The organism is Desulfocastanea catecholica (assembly GCF_054657295.1).
This window is the reverse complement of sequence record NZ_BAAHYZ010000035.1, coordinates 1-16,924: the sequence shown is the minus strand read 5'-3', so window position 1 is coordinate 16,924 and position 16,924 is coordinate 1. Positions and strand designations below refer to the sequence as shown.

The window sequence follows — 16,924 nt, the reverse complement described above, 5'->3', positions numbered from 1 at the left end:
CTCAGGGTGCGTGTTTTAAAAACTGGAGAAGCATTTATTCCTCAAACTCAAACAACCAGATAATTTTTCCATTTTTGCTTTTTTTATGTTTGCGGGCCGCAGGCTTTATGCGATTTTCTGCTTACCAAAATTTTCACTCTCTGATTTGCATTCCAAGACGTCCAGCCGTGATTCAAGCTCCTTGAGCTTATCCTTCAGTAGTGCATTTTCCTTCTTCAGCAGTGCATTTTCTTTTTCTGTGTTGATCGTTTTTTGAAAAACATCAATCACGTCGGAAAAAGGATTACTGTAGCCAGTCTCTTCCCTTAGTATTTCGATTGCCTGCACTATTTTTTCAGGAATATCCGGTGTGGCCTTCTCGGGTTTTGGGGAAAAATCATATTTTTTGATTTTATCCGCTGGGGCAATGGTGACACCCTGAGAAACTCCAGGTTCTTCCCTCTTGCCCTGATCTAATCCAGGGGCCTCCACCTCTGCGAAAATAGTGCGCCCAAGTGACAGCATTTCCTCTAAGGTCATATTGAAATGATGGGAAATTTTTCCCCACATCTTACCTGATCCGGACTTTCTCTGCTTAACGATAGCATTCAAATAGCCACGATCAATTTTTTGCTCAGTGGAAAGACGAGTTTGTGCCCCTCTGCCTTCTTCCTCGAGCAGATGAGTTAATGCCGCATGCAATTGTTTGAGATTTTTTTGGTTCATTGCTCAATAATAGAGCAATAATATAACAAAAACAAGTTTTTTTTAATGCAAAGGCAAGATTTTTGATTTTTCTGTTGACATTATTCTTTGGGTAGACCTAAATTAGACCAATGAACAGACTTAGAAAAAAAACAACGAAAAAGAAAATTGCCGCAGCGGCCGGCATTACCCCTGACTTCTTCAGCCATATTTTATGGGGCAGGCGTCCCTGTCCTGTCTCCGTGGCAATACAACTGGAGAAAGTAATGGGTATTGATAGAGATATTTGGATGACAAGAAAGCCTAAAGAGCTCAGGGACATCGTAGAAGAGTACATCTATACTGAATGAGAATATTATGGATATCGATGCCAGGTTGACGGCCATAGAAGAAAATCAAAAACTGATACTTGACTTGTTGGTTGGAAAAGAAACTAGCATTTCTTCTGTAATGACCTTGAAAGAATCCGCGCAATATACGGGCTATTCTGTTGATCACTTCAGGCGGCTCGCCGTGGAACAGCGATTAATTCCATATTCAAGACCCTCTGAACAACAAAAAGGAAAACTGCTTTTCCGAAAAGTAGATCTCGACAATTTTGTAGAAAAAGCAATCAAAGTGGAAAAAACGAAACAACAACCTGGCCGAAAGAGAAAATCGGCCGTCATTTTAACACGATAGAAATGTGAGTGCGGACAAACATTACATCTGGCCACTGGCACAATCCTGGGTGAGCTCCAATCGGGTGTTGATATGGTGCATCGCCGCGCCATATTATCGGTATATGTCGTGCGATTCACGTGACTTGGCGGGAGAGGCCCAGCTTGCCGTCTATCGGGTCATATCGGTCTTAATCGATCAGAACAAAGATCTGTCCCTCACGAGCCGGTATTTCCGTATTGTCTTTCGTACCAGATGTATCCAACTGGCAGCCGGTGTTGCCTTGGCAAACGAACCACCGGCAAGCATTGCGTTTCAAAAAGAACAATTCCCCGACCTGAATGAATCTTCTGAGCTGGATGAGACAGTCGTATCCGAGGCATTGTCTGCACTCACTGGCCGACAACGGCTGGTTTCCCTGTGGATCCTTTCTCAGCCAAAACCCGTCAGCTTTAACATGATTGCCAATCATTTTGGGATTCATATCCAATCGGTCAGGAGGATTTTATCAAATGCCATCAGGAGAATAGAGGCTTATGGAAATCAAAGAATATGCGAAGACCTCTAAAATTTCGTTAAAAACACTCCGCTGGATGAAAAGGTCAAAAAAAATTTGCGATCCTCTCCAGGATAACGATGTAATCGGTTTGAAATTGCTGGAAAACCTTTGGGGACTGCATGATTTTCTGAGACCGCAGTTGCGTCAGAAAAACATAAAATATCGAAAAGCACTTATTGACACATGTGACCTGGAAACAAAATGGGAACGCTATGCATTTTCCAGGTTCATGAACCTGCAGCCGGATAAACGTCTTTTTATGAAAAATCTGATTGCAGAAATTGAATTAACCTTCCGGTTTAAGATGTCAATTTATGACCATAGAAAACTATATCGGGTACGAAAGAGAGTCCATAGAGCCAAAGAAAGACAAGTGCAAAAAAAGCTCTATGAACAGCAAAATGAGGGCGTGAAAATGTCCAATAACGATCTCGAAAAAAGCGTATCAGCAAGTGCAACAGCAAGTGCGAAACGACCATGAGAAAGGTGCGACAAAACATAATCTAAGAAAAAGAAACGGTAGTTTCTTTGATGCGACAAAAATGATAACTCAAGCCAGAAAAAAAATGCAAAAACCCTTTCGGATTATAGGAGTATTTTTCATGTTCAGCATCTCGGTTTGTAATCCGGTTTGTCGTTCGGCTTGGGGGCTTGAAATCCGGCAGGATTTTTTCAGCTACCCACCTGCCATAAATACACCAGTACAAATTTCCATCCATCAAACCTTCATCATTGCCGGGCGACCATCTTTTTACTCTGAACCGGAAATCCGTACGTTACCTGTGGTCTATTTTGATCTGGGCAGCGCAGGGTTATCTCCTGATGCCGGCAACAAGCTGCTGATGGATTTGCGAGAGTGTTGTGCCTCCTGTCCTCTGTATCTTAGCGGTTACACCTGTTCGATTGGGAGTGAAAAGCAGAACCTGCAACTGTCCAGGAATCGAGCCGAGGCTGTTGCTGTCCTGCTGCGAAGAAATGGTTTCAAGGTGGCTTCGGTAAAAGGAGAAGGAAAAGGAAAAGGGATGATGTACGGCAACACTCCGGAAAGCAATAGAAGGGTAGAGATAAAACCAACGAAAAACTAAAACGCACAAACTTGTGCAACAACACAACACAACAAAAGGAAAAGTGATCATGAAAAAAGTAATTTTTCTTTTCAGTCTAACCGTTTTACTTCTCCAGGCAGTGAATGTTTTGGCTATGACAACTCCGGCGGCTGGTTCTTTTGCCTATGACCTGTACGATATTGCGGTAACGCAGATTTTGCTTGGCCCGATTGGCTTTGTCGCTGGTGTTGCTTCGATGGCGTTTGCTGCCATCCTTGCAATCCGGCAGATGATTCTTCCTGCGGCTGGCGTTGTTCTTGGGGGTGCGTTTCTACTTTCCGCTGATACCGTTGTGCAGTCTATCGGCGCTGTAATCATGTAACGAGGAGATTATAGCAATGATCGCCAGAAAGTTTCCGCAATATCTCTCTAAACCTTTTCAAGTACTGTGGTTTGAGGTCGATGAGCTGGTCTTGTTCCTCTTCTTCCTCACCCTGTCATTGCTGTACGGTAAGCTAATGTGGCTTATTTTCCTGGTCTTTCAATACTCCTACACCAAAACCAAACGCTCTCAGGCACGGGGATTCTTGAAGCATGTCCTGTATGTCTTTGGCCTGGTCAAGATGAACAATTATCCCGACTACTTCCAGCAGGAGTTTCACGAATGAAAGCAGATATCTTCGTACAAAAATCCAGCAACTTATTCGTAGAAAACCGACTGCTTAAATTTGCTATCGGGGCAATGGCCGTCGCCGTCTGCTTCAACTCCCTTATGGTGTATCGGGCTGTTAAATATCAACGTGTTGTGCTGATTCCACCCACTATGACCGGCACGATTGAGTTCGTCCAGGGCAAGCCTACCGAGACTTACATCAAGGATATGAGCAGAAAAATAGTCAACCTGGCAACTACCTACTCCCCACCCACGGCAAGAGGGCAGTTTGATGATCTACTCTCTCTTTACACATCTGAAGCCTACCCCGAAGCCTCAAAAAGCTGGTACTCCCTGGCGGGTCGTATTGAAGAATCGCAGGTAAGTTCGACATTTTACCTGGAGAAAATCAATATCAGTGAGGGCACCATCGAAATGTTCGGCAATCTGGCCCAATTTGCCGGAGACACAAAACTCGAAAAGGCAGCCAAAACCTTCGTGGTCGCTTATCGCATCCGTGATGGTCGTTTTGAGATGAGCGAGTTCAAAGAGAAGAATCCCAGAGCGGATATTGCCGAACGTAAAGCAGAAGCAGAAAGAGAAGCGACGCTGAAGAAAAGAGCAGAGGAAAAGATAAAAATGGACAAGCAAGCGGAGACCGAAACGAAATGAAGAAAATCTTACGGATAAGCTTGTGTATGCTCTTGGCTGGATCCTCGGTGCAGGCAGAAGAAGCACCGGTTCCACCTGTTTCAATTGATGTTGCCGATTTTGTGGCGCAAGCAGAACAAGATGGACAACCACCTGCTCAAGTTCCGCCAGTCACCACTGTTCAAGAAGCAGCAAAAGAAGAACCACAACCTGTTTTTAAAGAGCCAGTGAATGAACAGCCACCTGATCTGCAAGACCAGGAATCTTTTTTTCCACTACAAGACCAGCAATCTCCGGTTATAAGCGAGCCAACACCCCTAGAACCTTCAACTATGACCAATGACCCTTTTGACTACCCAACGCCAGTCAACTTCATTGCTCCTGAAATGCCGACCAGCGTGCAGCTGTCCAATCGTGACATCAACCGGATTGTCTGTTCCGGGCCGATGAGTGATTTGATTTTCTCGGAAGAAAAGGGCATTACCGGTCATTTTTCCGGCAATAATGCCTTCATCAAATTCAAGGCCGAGGAATTCAACGGGATGCTCACCTATGCCGAGACCCCCAGCGAGATATTTATTGTCTGCAATGGTGCTGTTTATACCCTGATTGCCGAACCTCAAGAAATCTCATCGGTTACCCTGCAGCTGGCCGCACCGGCAAAGGATAGTTTTAAAAAGAATATCGACCATTACAAAAACATGCCTTTGGAAAAACAGGTCCTGCAGATCATCAAGGAAGGGTATGAAGGCGGCTATCCACCCAGCTACAGGGTGTCAAATGCACATACCCTGGTTCCCCTTTGTGATGATCTCAGCGTCAACCTGATGCAGACGGTGGATGTGGAAGGGGTAGGGCTACGATTGAAGCAATTCAAAGTGGCCTCTACCAAGAATGAGGCAATGGAGTTGCAGGAGAAAACCTTTCTGTCACTGGGAATCAGCGAGTCCATCCTGGCCGTGGCAATAGAGGATCAGGTGCTGAACACCGGCGAGGTGACCAGGGTGTTTGTCGTTGAAAAACGGGAGCAATCGCGATGACCTTGAAAGAAAAATTCAACAACCTGACACCGTATAACAAAAAGGTTTTCGCCTGGTCTATAGTCGGTCTCATTGTTCTGGCAATCGCGGTTACCGGGTACAATTCCCGTGCGAAAAAAAAGGTCGATGTTGCCGGAACTGAAAAAAACAGGACCATTTACCTCGATCCGGACATGATTGAAAAGACCATGCTGAAAGAACAAGGGCGGCAGATTGAAGCCTTGAAAAAAGGCATGAGCGATCTGACAAAAAGCCAGACCGATTTTCTGGCTCTTGCCGAAAAGAAAACGAGAGATGCTAGAGATGCCGAAGACAGAAAATTAGTTATCCCCACGCCTGAACAACTATCCCAGGGAAAACCTCTGCCTGAACATGTACTGGATGCAAATGGCAACCAAGTTCTTGATGAATATGGCATGCCTGTTCGTAAGAGTCAACTATCATCAGGTGGCCGTAATCTGGGGCCGTCACCTGGGGGAGGCGGCCGTGGAAACCAGAAACAGGAAAAGAAGATCGTCGGCAAGATTTTAGTGATTTCAAACGAGGCAGCTGCACTTCCCCAGGATGACGGTAAAAAAAAAGGTCGGACGGTCTATCTCCCACCTTCTTTTATGGAGGCGAGCCTTTTGACAGGTTTCGATGCTGCTACTTCGAGCGGTGCCAAGGGGGGCAATTCCGAGCCTCTTTTGCTCCGTATCCAGACCCCGGCAGTATTGCCAAATGACATCAAGGCCAACCTTTCCGGCTGTTTCGTCATTGCCGAGGCCGTAGGCCGGTTGGACAAGGAACGGGCCGATGTTCGCCTGGTCTCCTTGTCCTGTCTGTCCAACGAAGGCAGTGCCGTTATCGATACCCCGATCAAGGGCTTTGTCACTGATTCCGACTCCAAGGTCGGCCTCTCCGGACGAGTGGTTTCCCGGATGGGCGCGGCAACCGCCAGGGCGATCATAGCCGGTTTTTTCGGCGGGGCAGGCGAAGCGTTAAAAGCGGCGGCCACCACAACCTCCACATCGGTATTGGGAACAACCAACTCGGTTGAAGCTTCGCAGATCGGCAAGTATGCCGTCGGTGGTGGGCTATCAGAGGGAGCGAACACCCTGCAGGATTTTTACATGGATTTAGCAAAGCAGACGACACCGGTAATTGAAGTGGCTGCGACCAAGAAAATTACGGTCATTGTCTCGGAAGGAAAAGATCTGGAGATTAAAGACTATACAAGAGACGAATCGTTATGAGATCACAAAATGCCATTCCATTATTGTTGCTGTTGCTGCTGTTGTCCCTTTTTCTGCTCTCCGGTTGTGGCGGGGTGGGAAGAGTCGTCAATCCCTATGAGGAAGATTTCAAATGCCGCACCAGAGACGATGCCGGCAAGTGTATTTCCACGCCATCCGCTTACAAGGAGGCCAGGTTCCCCAATGCGGATAATGCAAGTGCGACAAATTGCACCGATGCCAACGGCGACACTGCCCCCTGTCCACCAGCTACACCCGATGCCTCCAACATCCACCAGCTCACCGCGCAAGACAGCCGTTACAAAACACTCACGGCACTCCTGGCGGAACCGGACAAGCCAATGCTGGAACCACCCAGGATCATGCGGGTACTGATGCTGCCGTACAAAGGAGAAAACGACGAACTGTTTATGACTCGCTATGTCTATTTGAAGCTGAAAGAATCTGGGTGGGTGCTGACAGATATAAGTGAAAAGGCAAGGGCTCTACAATGATTGACTTTTTAGAGCGACTTCTCTACGGCAACACAGAATATCTGAAACACAGCGATATTGCCAAGTTGACCAGGCGGCAACCTTTTTCTGCCTTCCTGAACTATGTCGCCTACGATCAGGAGCATGAAATCTACGTCAACCAGGACAGCACCTTCGGGATGATATGGGAGTGTTCCCCACTTACTTACGCCGGGGAAAAGGCCATGAACTCCCTTGAAGGTATTTTCAGAACGGGGATGCCTCATGACACAATCATTCAGTTTATTTTACATGCTGATTCCCACATAGAACCGATCATAGAGCAGTATCGACAGAGTCGAACCAGAACAGAATCAATAATTGTCACCAATACCGAAAGAGTTACTGAATTTTTACTCGAAGGTAAAAATGGCCTGGAGGCGTGCAGCTTTATTCCAGTGAGAAATTTCCGGCTGTTTGTCGCGGTCAAAGTCCCTGGCGATGCCTCTGGCATGCCAAAGCCGGACGAATTGGGGGATAAGAAAAAGATTGCACCGTTACTCGACATCAAGCGGCAGATCACCGAGACATTGCGAGCGGCCCAGCTTTTCCCGAGAAATCTGCCGCCAGGCAACCTGATGGAATGGTTGCGGCGCTTGCTCAATACCTATCCCAAGGATTATCCGGAGCATAATTTCAATTCCTACAGCCACGACATCCCCATTTTAAAACAGATTATCAACGCGGATACCGTTATCAAGGAGGGGAGCGATTATATTCAGGCTGGAGATAAGTACTGGTGTTGCACGACACCCAAGAGCTTTCCCAAGGAAGTTGACCCGATGCAGACCAACTCCCTGTTTGGCGGGATATGGGGCATTGTCTCGGATGCTGACCAGATCAAGACTGATTTTCTCTATTGCTTCAATATCGTCTTTCAGAAGGGGATAGATGTAATAATCCACGCAAAAACCAATCTGATGCTCAATCAGAAAGGGGTTGGTTCATTATCTACCCTGCTGCATCGTAAGCAAGCGGAACACATAGAGGCCGCTGATGATCTGGAACATGGCGTCAAATTCCTCAAGATCATTCCGGTTTTCTGGGTGTTTTCAGACGATGTGGAAAAAGCCCGGGATTCATGTACCAGGGTTAGACGGTTGTGGGAGAATAACGGCTATGTGATGCAGCGGGACAATATGGTTCTGAAAATCCTGTTTATCTCGTCTTTTCCTCTTTGTCTTTACGCCGATGGCAAGAACATTGAAAATCTGGAGCGTGATTTTACCGCATCAGTGCCTTCAATAACCCCTTTGCTGCCGGTTCAGGGGGATTTTGTCGGATCCGGCGGCATCCCGAATCTGATCTTCACCGGCCGGAAAGGGCAGCTCATTTCACTGGACTTTTTCGCCAAAGGGGCAACAAACTTTAATTGCTTCTGCTGCGCCACATCCGGATCCGGCAAATCGTTTCTGGTCAACTTCATAGCCTTTAATTATTACGCCTGCGGTTCCATAATCCGCATCATTGATATTGGCGGTTCCTACAAAAAAATGGCTGATATGCTCGGGGCAAGGTATCTGGATTTCAGTCCTGATTCAGATATCTGTCTTAATCCCTTCACCAATATCATAGAGCCGGAGGAGGAATTATCGGCGATCTCCACCGTATTCGCGCAAATGGCCTACGCCAACTCGAAAACAGGCTGTGATGATATAGAGGAAATCAATTTATTTTATTGGGCGGTAAATTGGGCATGGCATCAAAAAGGACAAGCCGCCGATGCCGATACGGTGTGGGAATTCATGAAATTATTCCCCACTGGCGCTGGTATGGAACAATATAGTGAGAATAAACAATTAATTGAGAAAGCGAAGAAATTAGGCTTTCTCCTGATGAACTTCACCTCGTATGGTTTTTACGGCAAGTTCTTCTGCGGCCCCAGCACCTTTGATATTCGTCATGATGAATTTGTTGTCCTTGAGTTGGAGAACCTGAAAGTAAAGCCTGATCTCTACAAGGTGGTCACCATGCTCATTATCAATGCCGTTACCCAAGACCTTTATCTCTCGGATCGGTCACGGCATCGGCTGATTATTTTCGATGAAGCATGGCAGTTTTTGGATAAGTCCTCAATGCTCGCTCCGGTTGTCAATGAGGGTTACCGAAGGGCCAGGAAATACTCCGGCAGTTTCATGATTATCACCCAGTCTATTCTTGATCTGGACCAATTTGGGGAAGTCGGCACTGTCATCAAAGACAACTCGGCCTTCAAAATCTTTTTGGAATCGCCCTCTTTTGACAAGGCAAAAGACCTGAAGTTGATTGATTACGATGATTTTTCCATGAAACTCCTGAAAAGTATCAAGTCCAATCCTCCATATTACTCAGAAATCTTCTTTGACACGCCCTTTGGCATTGGTCCGGCTCGTTTGATAGTAAACGATTACGCCTATTTTATTTATACCTCCAAGGCATCTGAAATCGCCATGATCGAAGAGCGGGTTACATGCGGCATGACCTATCATGAGGCCATCCTGGAAATGGTCGAGTTGCGGAAAAATGGACAACTGTAAGTTTTTTATTCCCATTATCATTGTCATTTTTTGCCTTCTGTCGGTCTCTCTCACCTCTGGAAAAAATCTTGGCACCATCGGCAAGACCTACCCCATAGTGGAGCTGGACCTGGTTGAAGAGATCAAGGCCGGTCTTGACTATGAAAAACTGGCAAAGGTCATGGCGGAACAGAGGCGGAACTACCAGGCAAAAGACATCCATGCCCTGCCGACAGTCAAGAGAGATCGGACATTTCTCGTCGATATGACCTACACCCTGGATCATGACATCCCGGGTGAAAATGGGCAGATCATGTACCGGCGAGGACTTACCTGGAATCCTTTGGATTATGTCTCTTTACCCAATCCATTGGTGGTCATCAATAGCGAGGACGAAAAGCAAGTGGAGTGGTTTCTTGAGTCGCCCTATAACAAGAATCGACAAGTGAAGCTGCTGATATCCGCAGGATTCGCCGCTCCCTTGATGAAGCAATTAGACAGACCCGTCTTTTATCTGACCAAAACCATAGCTGATCGTCTGCAATTGGCCGCCGCTCCTTGCGTGATTACCCAGAATGGCAAAAAGATGATGGTGCAGGAGGTAAAGATTGATGAATAGATTGATAAAAAACTTCTTGTTGGCTTTGGTGCTTTGGTTTTCTGCCTCTCCAGCCTTTGCTGTCCTTAAATCAGGCGATATGTGGAACCCAGTTACGGATATAAACTGGGATGATGTGAACTTTAAATTTTTAGGGATTTGTATCTGTCCCAGGCCCCCACCAGTTTTTTTCAAGATAGGTGAAATTTACCAATACTGGGACCCGTCTTTATTCATAGATACGGTTTCAGTGGCAAATTATTCTCCTTTTATGGGGTCCGGTGGAGACGCCGCGGGTTCGATTGATGACGTATTAGGCGGAAAGAACAAATCTTCGGATGCTGTCTCTATTGCCGATGAGTCTACATTCTTTCAGGCACACGCGTTTATCTTTTCGATTCTGGATACGATGCTGGGTGGAATTCTTTGTGAAAATAGCGATGTTGGAGGTTGGTGGACTGAATTTGATGCAATGTGGCAAAACGATGAGCTTGCAGTCACTATCACTCCAGAAGCTGGATTATTTGCCAATAAAGCCATGCAGCTGCTTTGCATGACCGATGCGGCGGCTGTCAATGTAGGCTTCCCGCTCGACTCGATGCCCTGGTGTATCGGCAGCAGCGGGTCAACCTATCCCGTAAGCGGCCATGTGGACAACGACAATATTGTTCAGGCCAGTAATACCACAGCGTCACGGCTGATCTTCAAGCTGAACCGTCTGTTCATGCTTTGTGACCCGGCTGCTCTTTGTGGCTGCGAGTACACGCCGATCTGGACCAAGAGCCACTACAAGATGCACACGGCCAGGCCCGATCTCCGGTCCACTTACCCCATTGGCAAAGCCGCCAAGTTCTATGATTCCGGTCTCAACCCACCCTATATGGGAGCAAAAGGGTCAAATGATGAATTTCTCTGGGTGGTATTTAGAAAGGTCCTCTGCTGCACGTGTTGCGAATGATATGCGAAGAAAAATTTCTATCGTCATGCTGGCCGGATTTGTTGTCGGCTTATCTGCCTTATCAGCTTTAGCGGTGCTGAGCGATGCATGCCCTTGTTCCGACAAGGCTGTCCCTGCTTTGCCACCGGCTCTCTTGGAAAAGGCCAGGGAGCAGGCTGTAATTGACGACGAAGCAACCAGGAAAGCTATGGATAAGGCCAGAGAGCTGGCAAAGACCATGACTCTCCCAGAAAATATCCATAAAGATGCAGGAATAAAAGCAGCCCAAAAGTCCAATGCTGATTTCAGAAAGCCCGAATTTCAGCAGAAAATAGCAGATGAGTTCAACAGGCAGACAGATTTGTTTCTGCCTGAAAGCAGGGGAGTCAAACAAAAGGAACAGGCAGCAAAAGTCATCTTTGCCGAGACTGAAAAAGTGTACCTCTTCCTGTCCAGTTCCATCCCGGAGGCGTCGTTTCAGGCATACATGACCTCCCTCGAAGGAGTGCCCGAGGTAGTGCCGGTCATGAAAGGCATGGTAGGCGGCCTAAGGAAAGAGCACAAAGAAGAAAGAGTGCAATGGTGGAGCAAGGTTCTGCAAAAAGATACCACCTGCGAAAGGACTCCGGAAAAACCATGTGATTTTATTAAACCGGCAATTTCGATCAAACCCGCACTCTTTAATCAGTACAGCGTAACCGAAGTTCCAGCCCTTATCTATGACCGAGGCGACGGGATTTTTCAAATTCAAGGCGATGTGGGCATTGTTACCCTCCTGGAAAAAGTTAATCAGGAAGCAAAAAGCCCGGGTTTAACTGCTGTTATAACCAAGATCAGAGGAAGCCGATGAGCCAGTTTGAATTAATAAGACCTCTACGATCAGAGCAAGAGGTCAAAGATCTGGTTCACAGCGGGGATCTTGCCATTATCGGACCACACGCAGTGGCGGTGTATCTGGTAATCAATGCCGAGAAAACTTTTCCGACAGTGAAGGTGCTTTGTAAAAAAAGCGGGATTTCCGACAAGCCGGCGCGCCGTTCTTTAGCGGTACTTGAGGAATATGGATACATAGGCAAAAAAGAGACAAAACCGGCCCTGGGCTATTCGGCTTTCCCTTCAGGCGAGAGTGTAACGGCTCACCAATGAAAATAAAATTTGAGTCATTTAGCGCATCTTCTCGATGCTAGAAGAAAAGCTATGGCCAAAAGTAAATCTCTGCAAATGCTACCTGATAATCTCGAAGACCAGCAAATCCCGAATTTACCTGCTCATACCAATATTGAACATGTGGCGCCAAACAGTTGTCTGCAGTCGGCCCTGTTTGGTCTGATAGAAAAAGGAACTCGGAAATACTTAAAACAACAGCAAGTCGCTTCGTTGAATGGCGTGGAAATATGGTACACCGGCGAGCAACTCGATCAGAGTGATCTTGATGTTTTTCTTCACGCTATTCATTTAACCGCCGACGAAAAAAATATCCTGCCGGGAAATGCCGTGCGCTTTTCGATGAATGGCTTTCTGGCGGCCACTGGAAAGACCGTTGGCGGTTCCGGTGAAAAGTGGCTGATGAGTGTCATTGATCGTTTGGCTGCCAATATGGTGTATATCGAAGTCCCTGATCCATATACGGGAAAGCGGCAAATGTACGGCGGCTCGTTAATACGCGATTTTTTCTACGATTATAAAACGCAAACCTATTCACTGCGCTTGAACAGTAGTTTAGGCGCACTGTTTGAGCGGGGATGGACATCTGTGCAATGGGAACAGCGGGTATCGTTATCCAACAATTTATCAAAATGGTTACATGGATTTTACAATAGCATGCAAACCATTTTCCCTATGCAGGTGTCTAAATTATTAGAATTGAGTGGTTCAAGTTGCGGCAGATTAAGCAATTTTCGAGCAGCTTTGCGACGATCACTTGATAATCTTGTGGAAGTTGGGGCTATAAAATCCTGGACCATAGATCACGAAGACAAGATCCATATCGTTCGTTTTCAGACCAAAAAAGTCATAGAAAAACCGGTTTAAAAGTATGGCATAGCGGTAGCACGGAGCATGGCATAGCGGTCGCAAAGGTATGGCATAGCGGTAGCAAAGGCATGGCATAGCGGTAGCAAAGGCATGGCATAGCGGTAGCAAGGGGTATGGCATAGCGGTAGCAAGGGGTATGGCATAGCGGTAGCAAAGGCATGGCATAGCGGTAGCAAAGGCATGGCACAGCGGTAGCAAGGGCATGGCATAGCGGTAGCAAGGTATGGCATAGCGGTAGCAAGGAGTATGGCATAGCGGTAGCACGACCATGGCATAGCGGTAGCAAGATTATTTTTTTGACCATCAAAAAAAAGCGATAAAACAACACGATATTTGACGGAGAAAAATTAGCAAAAGCTTTTAAAAGATTATTAAAAAGAAAAGAAGAAGACATGACAAAAGAAAGAGCAAAAACTCCTGGTGAAGAAAAAACATTACCAGCAAAAGCAACGGGAGCAGAAACCCCAAAAACAACTCCCGGCTATCTGGAAATAATTGTCATGACCATTCTGATCGTTGGTGGTGCGATCTGGGGATATGACCAGTTTTTTGCCCAGAAAATTTTGACCTTTGACCTCAAGGGCTATCTGCACGAGCAAACGGCTTTGATAAAAGCAGGTGAAATGACGGAAGAGCAATTCAAGTCAAACTTGGACCAGACAGAAGCCCTTCTCGATGCAAAAGCGGAAAAGAGACGGCATGTGATATTTTTGAAAGATGTGGTGATGCGAAATGGTAACGAGATTTCTCCTCGATAGCCGGTTGGCCGGTTTTTACTTTGGTTTGACGCACGGGGAAAAGACCGTGGCAATGGTTTTTCTCACTGCCGTGCTGCTGGGGTCGTTTCTGCCGGGACGGCTCATTGTCGCACTCAGCGATTCACTCGACCATCGGCTTTTTTTCATGACGGGATTCAACCGGGATAAAATCAAAAATGGCGATTATCTCGTTTTTCAAGGGGACAAAGAAGACGTGGAAAAACATGCCAAGCCTATGCTGAACAAAAAACTGGGTAAGCTGATAAAAAAAGTTGGTTGCACTCCAGGTCAAGTGCTCACCCGTGATGCCCAAGGGCAATTCTTCTGCCGGGGTGTTTTTGTCGGCAAGGCGTTGGCAGCCGATACCCGCAAGCGTCCCTTGCCTCAATTTCAATTTTCAGGGGTTGTGCCGGAAGAAAATTTCTTCATGATCGGTACCAACCCCCGCAGTTACGACAGCAAATATTTTGGATTTGTCGATGCAGGTAAAATTCTTCATAAGGCACTACCGCTGTGGTAACCGGTTTTGGCAGAGGGATTATCGGCAGAGGGATTATCGGCGCCTGGCTGTGTAGCTGGCTTCTGATCATGGCCATGACGACAAAGGCACTGGCCGAAGAGATTCCTGCGTCGGGGCCGGCTTTCTATGAAACCGCCAAAGAAGGTTGGTTCTGGTATCACGACCCAGCTCCAGAAGTAGTGGAGGAACCTGCAATCCTCGACAATTCAACCATAACCCGAGAAGCCGGGCCAAAGGTGTTCGAGACCAGAAACCCGTCGATGGACGACTACACCATCAACGACATCTGGAATTTACATCCGGACGAATTTCAGGGGCTGTTGAATGGAGTGCAGAAAAAAGCGGTACAAACGCCGAATGAGAAGAACATTCTGGAATATCTCATCATGCAGGATGTCGCTCGCCGGAAGGCTCTGGCCTATGCCAATGCCACAAAATTCGTCACTCAAAAATACAGCGATAAATTCAATATCAATCAGGTGTATCCGACAACGACACCAGGTATATCGGCCAGGGTGCAGGAGCAGCAAAAGGAAATTTCCAGCACCATTTTGGCTGCTCGTGAAAATCATGCCTTGCTCTTTTTTGTCGGCGAGAGTTGCGGATTCTGTGACAAGCAAGCGGCAATCCTCACTTATTTCGTGGAAAAATACGGCTGGCAGATCAAGCCCATTGATATCGGTCGGCACACCACTTTAGCGACCCGGTTTAACATCACTACCACCCCAACCCTGGTTCTCATCAAAGATAAAACAGAACAATCCATGCCGATATCAGTCGGGGTCGTGGCCCTCTCCGAACTGGAGCGAAAACTCTATCAGGCCATCCGCTATCTGGGCGGGGATACGAACATAGATACCTTCCAGACCTATGATTATCAAAAAGGCGGCGCATTTGACCCTGGTGCAATTTTAGAGATCGAAGAACAGCCCTGGAGAAAAAGATAATGAACAAGATAATCTTCGCTTTATCCGTGATGTTATTATGTCCAATTTTAGCCCAGCTTGCAGAAGCCGGGTGGGTGGATGATTGGCTGCAGCAGAGCAACACAACGCAGACCGGCTATTTCCAGGGACAGCAACGGGGATATTATTCCGCCGGCAGTTTTTCCGGTCGCTGGAAAAGTACCGCCGATTATCCGGTTACGCTGGAAATGCCGAAAGTAAAGAGCGGCTGCGGCGGTATTGACGTGTTTATGGGCGGTTTCTCGTTTATGGATACCGATTATCTGGTGGATAAGCTCCAGGCCATCTTGTCAAATGCCGCCGGGGTGGCCTTCGACCTGGGACTGAAAACGCTCTGTGAACAATGCTCCAACACAATTAAAAACTTTGAAGCGCTCTCCGACGCACTCAACCAGATGCAGATAGACGAATGTTCAGCAGGGAAGTCGTTGGTTGGCATTGTCGCTGACGAAAATGGTTTTCATTCCGGGGAAGAAATGAAGGAAAGACTCGGTACCGCGGTCAAGGAAAACAAATTAGTCAGTGGTGTATCAGACATGTGGACAGACCTGACCACAGCGGAACAGGCAAGCGGTGGTGCTGTTTCATCTGGTGACGTATCCGCTGTAACCTCGGGATGTAACGCAGATATACTGGATTTGTTTTTAAACGGCGATTCGATGCTCGCTAATGTCGGAGCCAAAATGTCGATTCCTGGGGCTCATATTGATCTCATTCGTGGTCTGGTTGGTGATCTGAAATTATCGGGACCGGCTGAAGCATACAAAATTTCCTACATGCCGCCATGTTCAGAAAACAATACTGAGTCGATCAGATCCGTTGCCATTGGTGATATTTACATCAAAAGCTCTGCCGGTATATGTTCGCAGGTGACAGATGGCAACAGGGATATGGGCGTGTATGTGCGAACTCAGTTGAGCAGTATTGCCGACAAATTACGCACCAAAGGTGCATTCACACCGACAGAGATAGCTTTTATGGACTCTAATCCGCTGTCTCCCTTGCCTATTCTCAAAAGTGCCGTCGGCACCAGGACGGAAGGTGCAACTTTAAGCGGCTTGGCCGATATCACCGCCGCTGCTTACAGCCTGCAAATGATCTCGGATTTGTATATCCGGGCGGAAATGATTGCCAGAAAAGCAAGAGAAGTGTTGGAAAAAAAGGCTTCAGGATCAAGTGGCAGTCCAGATACGTGTGCCGCTGTTATTTTCGCGGAAAATGCCGGCCAGGACCTTTCCCTCATGTTGGAGAAAATCCAACAGCTAAAAGAAGGGGCCAAAAGCAGTTATATCGCCTCAACAGCAGAAATGAATGCCATTTTAAGCTATCTGGAACGGATGCAAGACCTTGAAAGCCGGATGAACCAGGAAGTTACCCGTCGGTTCGGCAAAGATGTCGTCACAAGGATTCAATAGCATTGAACCCCATAAAAGAAACTACGATCAAATTCCCTGCCGTTTCTTGTCTGGTATTTCTGGTGGCAAGCATATTCCCTGTCACTCCGGCCTTTGCCATGGACATGGAATACTATACCTACGGTGGTTTTGGCCCGATTACCCAAGCCTTCACCCGATTGGC

General features: G+C 47.0%; 22 protein-coding genes. 21 read left to right on the top strand and 1 reads right to left on the bottom strand.

Annotation, left to right across the window (positions count from 1 at the left end; all coding sequences use genetic code 11):
- Positions 1-105 precede the first annotated feature (105 nt).
- Complete coding sequence (locus ACYQ8U_RS20545) at positions 106-705, bottom strand: hypothetical protein (RefSeq protein WP_459947438.1); 600 nt, start codon at positions 703-705, stop codon at positions 106-108.
- A 110-nt stretch (positions 706-815) separates the two neighbouring features.
- On the opposite strand from ACYQ8U_RS20545, the gene ACYQ8U_RS20540 reads away from it, so the two are divergent.
- The 21 genes from ACYQ8U_RS20540 (at position 816) to ACYQ8U_RS20440 (ending at position 16,761) form a co-directional block, all read left to right on the top strand.
- Complete coding sequence (locus ACYQ8U_RS20540; RefSeq protein ID WP_459947437.1) at positions 816-1,034, top strand: hypothetical protein; 219 nt, start codon at positions 816-818, stop codon at positions 1,032-1,034.
- A 7-nt stretch (positions 1,035-1,041) separates the two neighbouring features.
- Positions 1,042-1,365, top strand: a complete 324-nt coding sequence (locus ACYQ8U_RS20535) for a hypothetical protein (RefSeq protein WP_459947436.1) — start codon at positions 1,042-1,044, stop codon at positions 1,363-1,365.
- 4 nt (positions 1,366-1,369) lie between these two features.
- Positions 1,370-1,912, top strand: coding sequence for a sigma-70 RNA polymerase sigma factor region 4 domain-containing protein (locus ACYQ8U_RS20530; protein ID WP_459947435.1), 543 nt, complete (start codon positions 1,370-1,372; stop codon positions 1,910-1,912).
- A complete protein-coding gene (locus ACYQ8U_RS20525) occupies positions 1,881-2,384 on the top strand; it encodes a hypothetical protein (protein WP_459947434.1) in 504 nt (167 codons plus the stop codon). Before ACYQ8U_RS20530 ends, ACYQ8U_RS20525 begins: the two co-directional genes overlap by 32 nt.
- A 121-nt stretch (positions 2,385-2,505) precedes the next feature.
- The gene (locus ACYQ8U_RS20520; protein ID WP_459947433.1) at positions 2,506-2,988 is read left to right on the top strand and encodes an OmpA family protein; all 483 of its coding nucleotides are present in this window, start codon (positions 2,506-2,508) and stop codon (positions 2,986-2,988) included.
- 49 nt (positions 2,989-3,037) lie between these two features.
- Complete coding sequence (locus ACYQ8U_RS20515; protein ID WP_459947432.1) at positions 3,038-3,331, top strand: hypothetical protein; 294 nt, start codon at positions 3,038-3,040, stop codon at positions 3,329-3,331.
- Positions 3,332-3,347: 16 nt separating this feature from the next.
- Positions 3,348-3,617: a type IV conjugative transfer system protein TraL gene (locus tag ACYQ8U_RS20510; RefSeq protein WP_136815983.1), complete on the top strand. Its 270-nt coding sequence runs from the start codon at positions 3,348-3,350 to the stop codon at positions 3,615-3,617.
- Positions 3,614-4,273: a type IV conjugative transfer system protein TraE gene (locus ACYQ8U_RS20505; RefSeq protein WP_459947431.1), complete on the top strand. Its 660-nt coding sequence runs from the start codon at positions 3,614-3,616 to the stop codon at positions 4,271-4,273. Before ACYQ8U_RS20510 ends, ACYQ8U_RS20505 begins: the two co-directional genes overlap by 4 nt.
- A complete protein-coding gene (locus ACYQ8U_RS20500; protein WP_459947430.1) occupies positions 4,270-5,292 on the top strand; it encodes a TraK domain-containing protein in 1,023 nt (340 codons plus the stop codon). Before ACYQ8U_RS20505 ends, ACYQ8U_RS20500 begins: the two co-directional genes overlap by 4 nt.
- The gene (locus ACYQ8U_RS20495) at positions 5,289-6,527 is read left to right on the top strand and encodes a TraB/VirB10 family protein (protein WP_459947429.1); all 1,239 of its coding nucleotides are present in this window, start codon (positions 5,289-5,291) and stop codon (positions 6,525-6,527) included. The genes ACYQ8U_RS20500 and ACYQ8U_RS20495 overlap by 4 nt, the downstream gene beginning before the upstream one ends.
- Positions 6,524-7,021 carry a type IV conjugative transfer system lipoprotein TraV gene (traV, locus tag ACYQ8U_RS20490; RefSeq protein WP_459947428.1) on the top strand — a complete coding sequence of 166 codons (498 nt, stop codon included), beginning with the start codon at positions 6,524-6,526 and terminating at the stop codon, positions 7,019-7,021. The genes ACYQ8U_RS20495 and traV overlap by 4 nt, the downstream gene beginning before the upstream one ends.
- Positions 7,018-9,555 carry a TraC family protein gene (locus tag ACYQ8U_RS20485; RefSeq protein WP_459947427.1) on the top strand — a complete coding sequence of 846 codons (2,538 nt, stop codon included), beginning with the start codon at positions 7,018-7,020 and terminating at the stop codon, positions 9,553-9,555. Before traV ends, ACYQ8U_RS20485 begins: the two co-directional genes overlap by 4 nt.
- On the top strand, positions 9,542-10,153 hold the full coding sequence (locus ACYQ8U_RS20480) for a hypothetical protein (RefSeq protein WP_459947426.1): 612 nt from the start codon (positions 9,542-9,544) through the stop codon (positions 10,151-10,153). Before ACYQ8U_RS20485 ends, ACYQ8U_RS20480 begins: the two co-directional genes overlap by 14 nt.
- A complete protein-coding gene (locus tag ACYQ8U_RS20475; RefSeq protein WP_459947425.1) occupies positions 10,146-11,090 on the top strand; it encodes a TraU family protein in 945 nt (314 codons plus the stop codon). Before ACYQ8U_RS20480 ends, ACYQ8U_RS20475 begins: the two co-directional genes overlap by 8 nt.
- A gap of 1 nt (position 11,091) precedes the next feature.
- A complete protein-coding gene (locus ACYQ8U_RS20470) occupies positions 11,092-11,919 on the top strand; it encodes a TrbC family F-type conjugative pilus assembly protein (protein WP_459947424.1) in 828 nt (275 codons plus the stop codon).
- On the top strand, positions 11,916-12,215 hold the full coding sequence (locus tag ACYQ8U_RS20465) for a helix-turn-helix domain-containing protein (protein WP_459947423.1): 300 nt from the start codon (positions 11,916-11,918) through the stop codon (positions 12,213-12,215). The genes ACYQ8U_RS20470 and ACYQ8U_RS20465 overlap by 4 nt, the downstream gene beginning before the upstream one ends.
- Positions 12,216-12,266: 51 nt before the next feature.
- Positions 12,267-13,100: a plasmid replication initiator TrfA gene (gene trfA, locus ACYQ8U_RS20460; RefSeq protein ID WP_459947422.1), complete on the top strand. Its 834-nt coding sequence runs from the start codon at positions 12,267-12,269 to the stop codon at positions 13,098-13,100.
- A gap of 395 nt (positions 13,101-13,495) precedes the next feature.
- Positions 13,496-13,861 carry a hypothetical protein gene (locus ACYQ8U_RS20455; RefSeq protein WP_459947421.1) on the top strand — a complete coding sequence of 122 codons (366 nt, stop codon included), beginning with the start codon at positions 13,496-13,498 and terminating at the stop codon, positions 13,859-13,861.
- The gene (locus ACYQ8U_RS20450) at positions 13,836-14,381 is read left to right on the top strand and encodes a S26 family signal peptidase (protein WP_459947420.1); all 546 of its coding nucleotides are present in this window, start codon (positions 13,836-13,838) and stop codon (positions 14,379-14,381) included. Before ACYQ8U_RS20455 ends, ACYQ8U_RS20450 begins: the two co-directional genes overlap by 26 nt.
- Entirely contained in the window at positions 14,375-15,328 is a 954-nt protein-coding gene (locus ACYQ8U_RS20445; protein ID WP_459947419.1) for a conjugal transfer protein TraF, read from the top strand. Before ACYQ8U_RS20450 ends, ACYQ8U_RS20445 begins: the two co-directional genes overlap by 7 nt.
- Complete coding sequence (locus ACYQ8U_RS20440) at positions 15,328-16,761, top strand: conjugal transfer protein TraH (protein ID WP_459947418.1); 1,434 nt, start codon at positions 15,328-15,330, stop codon at positions 16,759-16,761. The genes ACYQ8U_RS20445 and ACYQ8U_RS20440 overlap by 1 nt, the downstream gene beginning before the upstream one ends.
- The last annotated feature ends 163 nt before the right edge of the window (positions 16,762-16,924 follow it).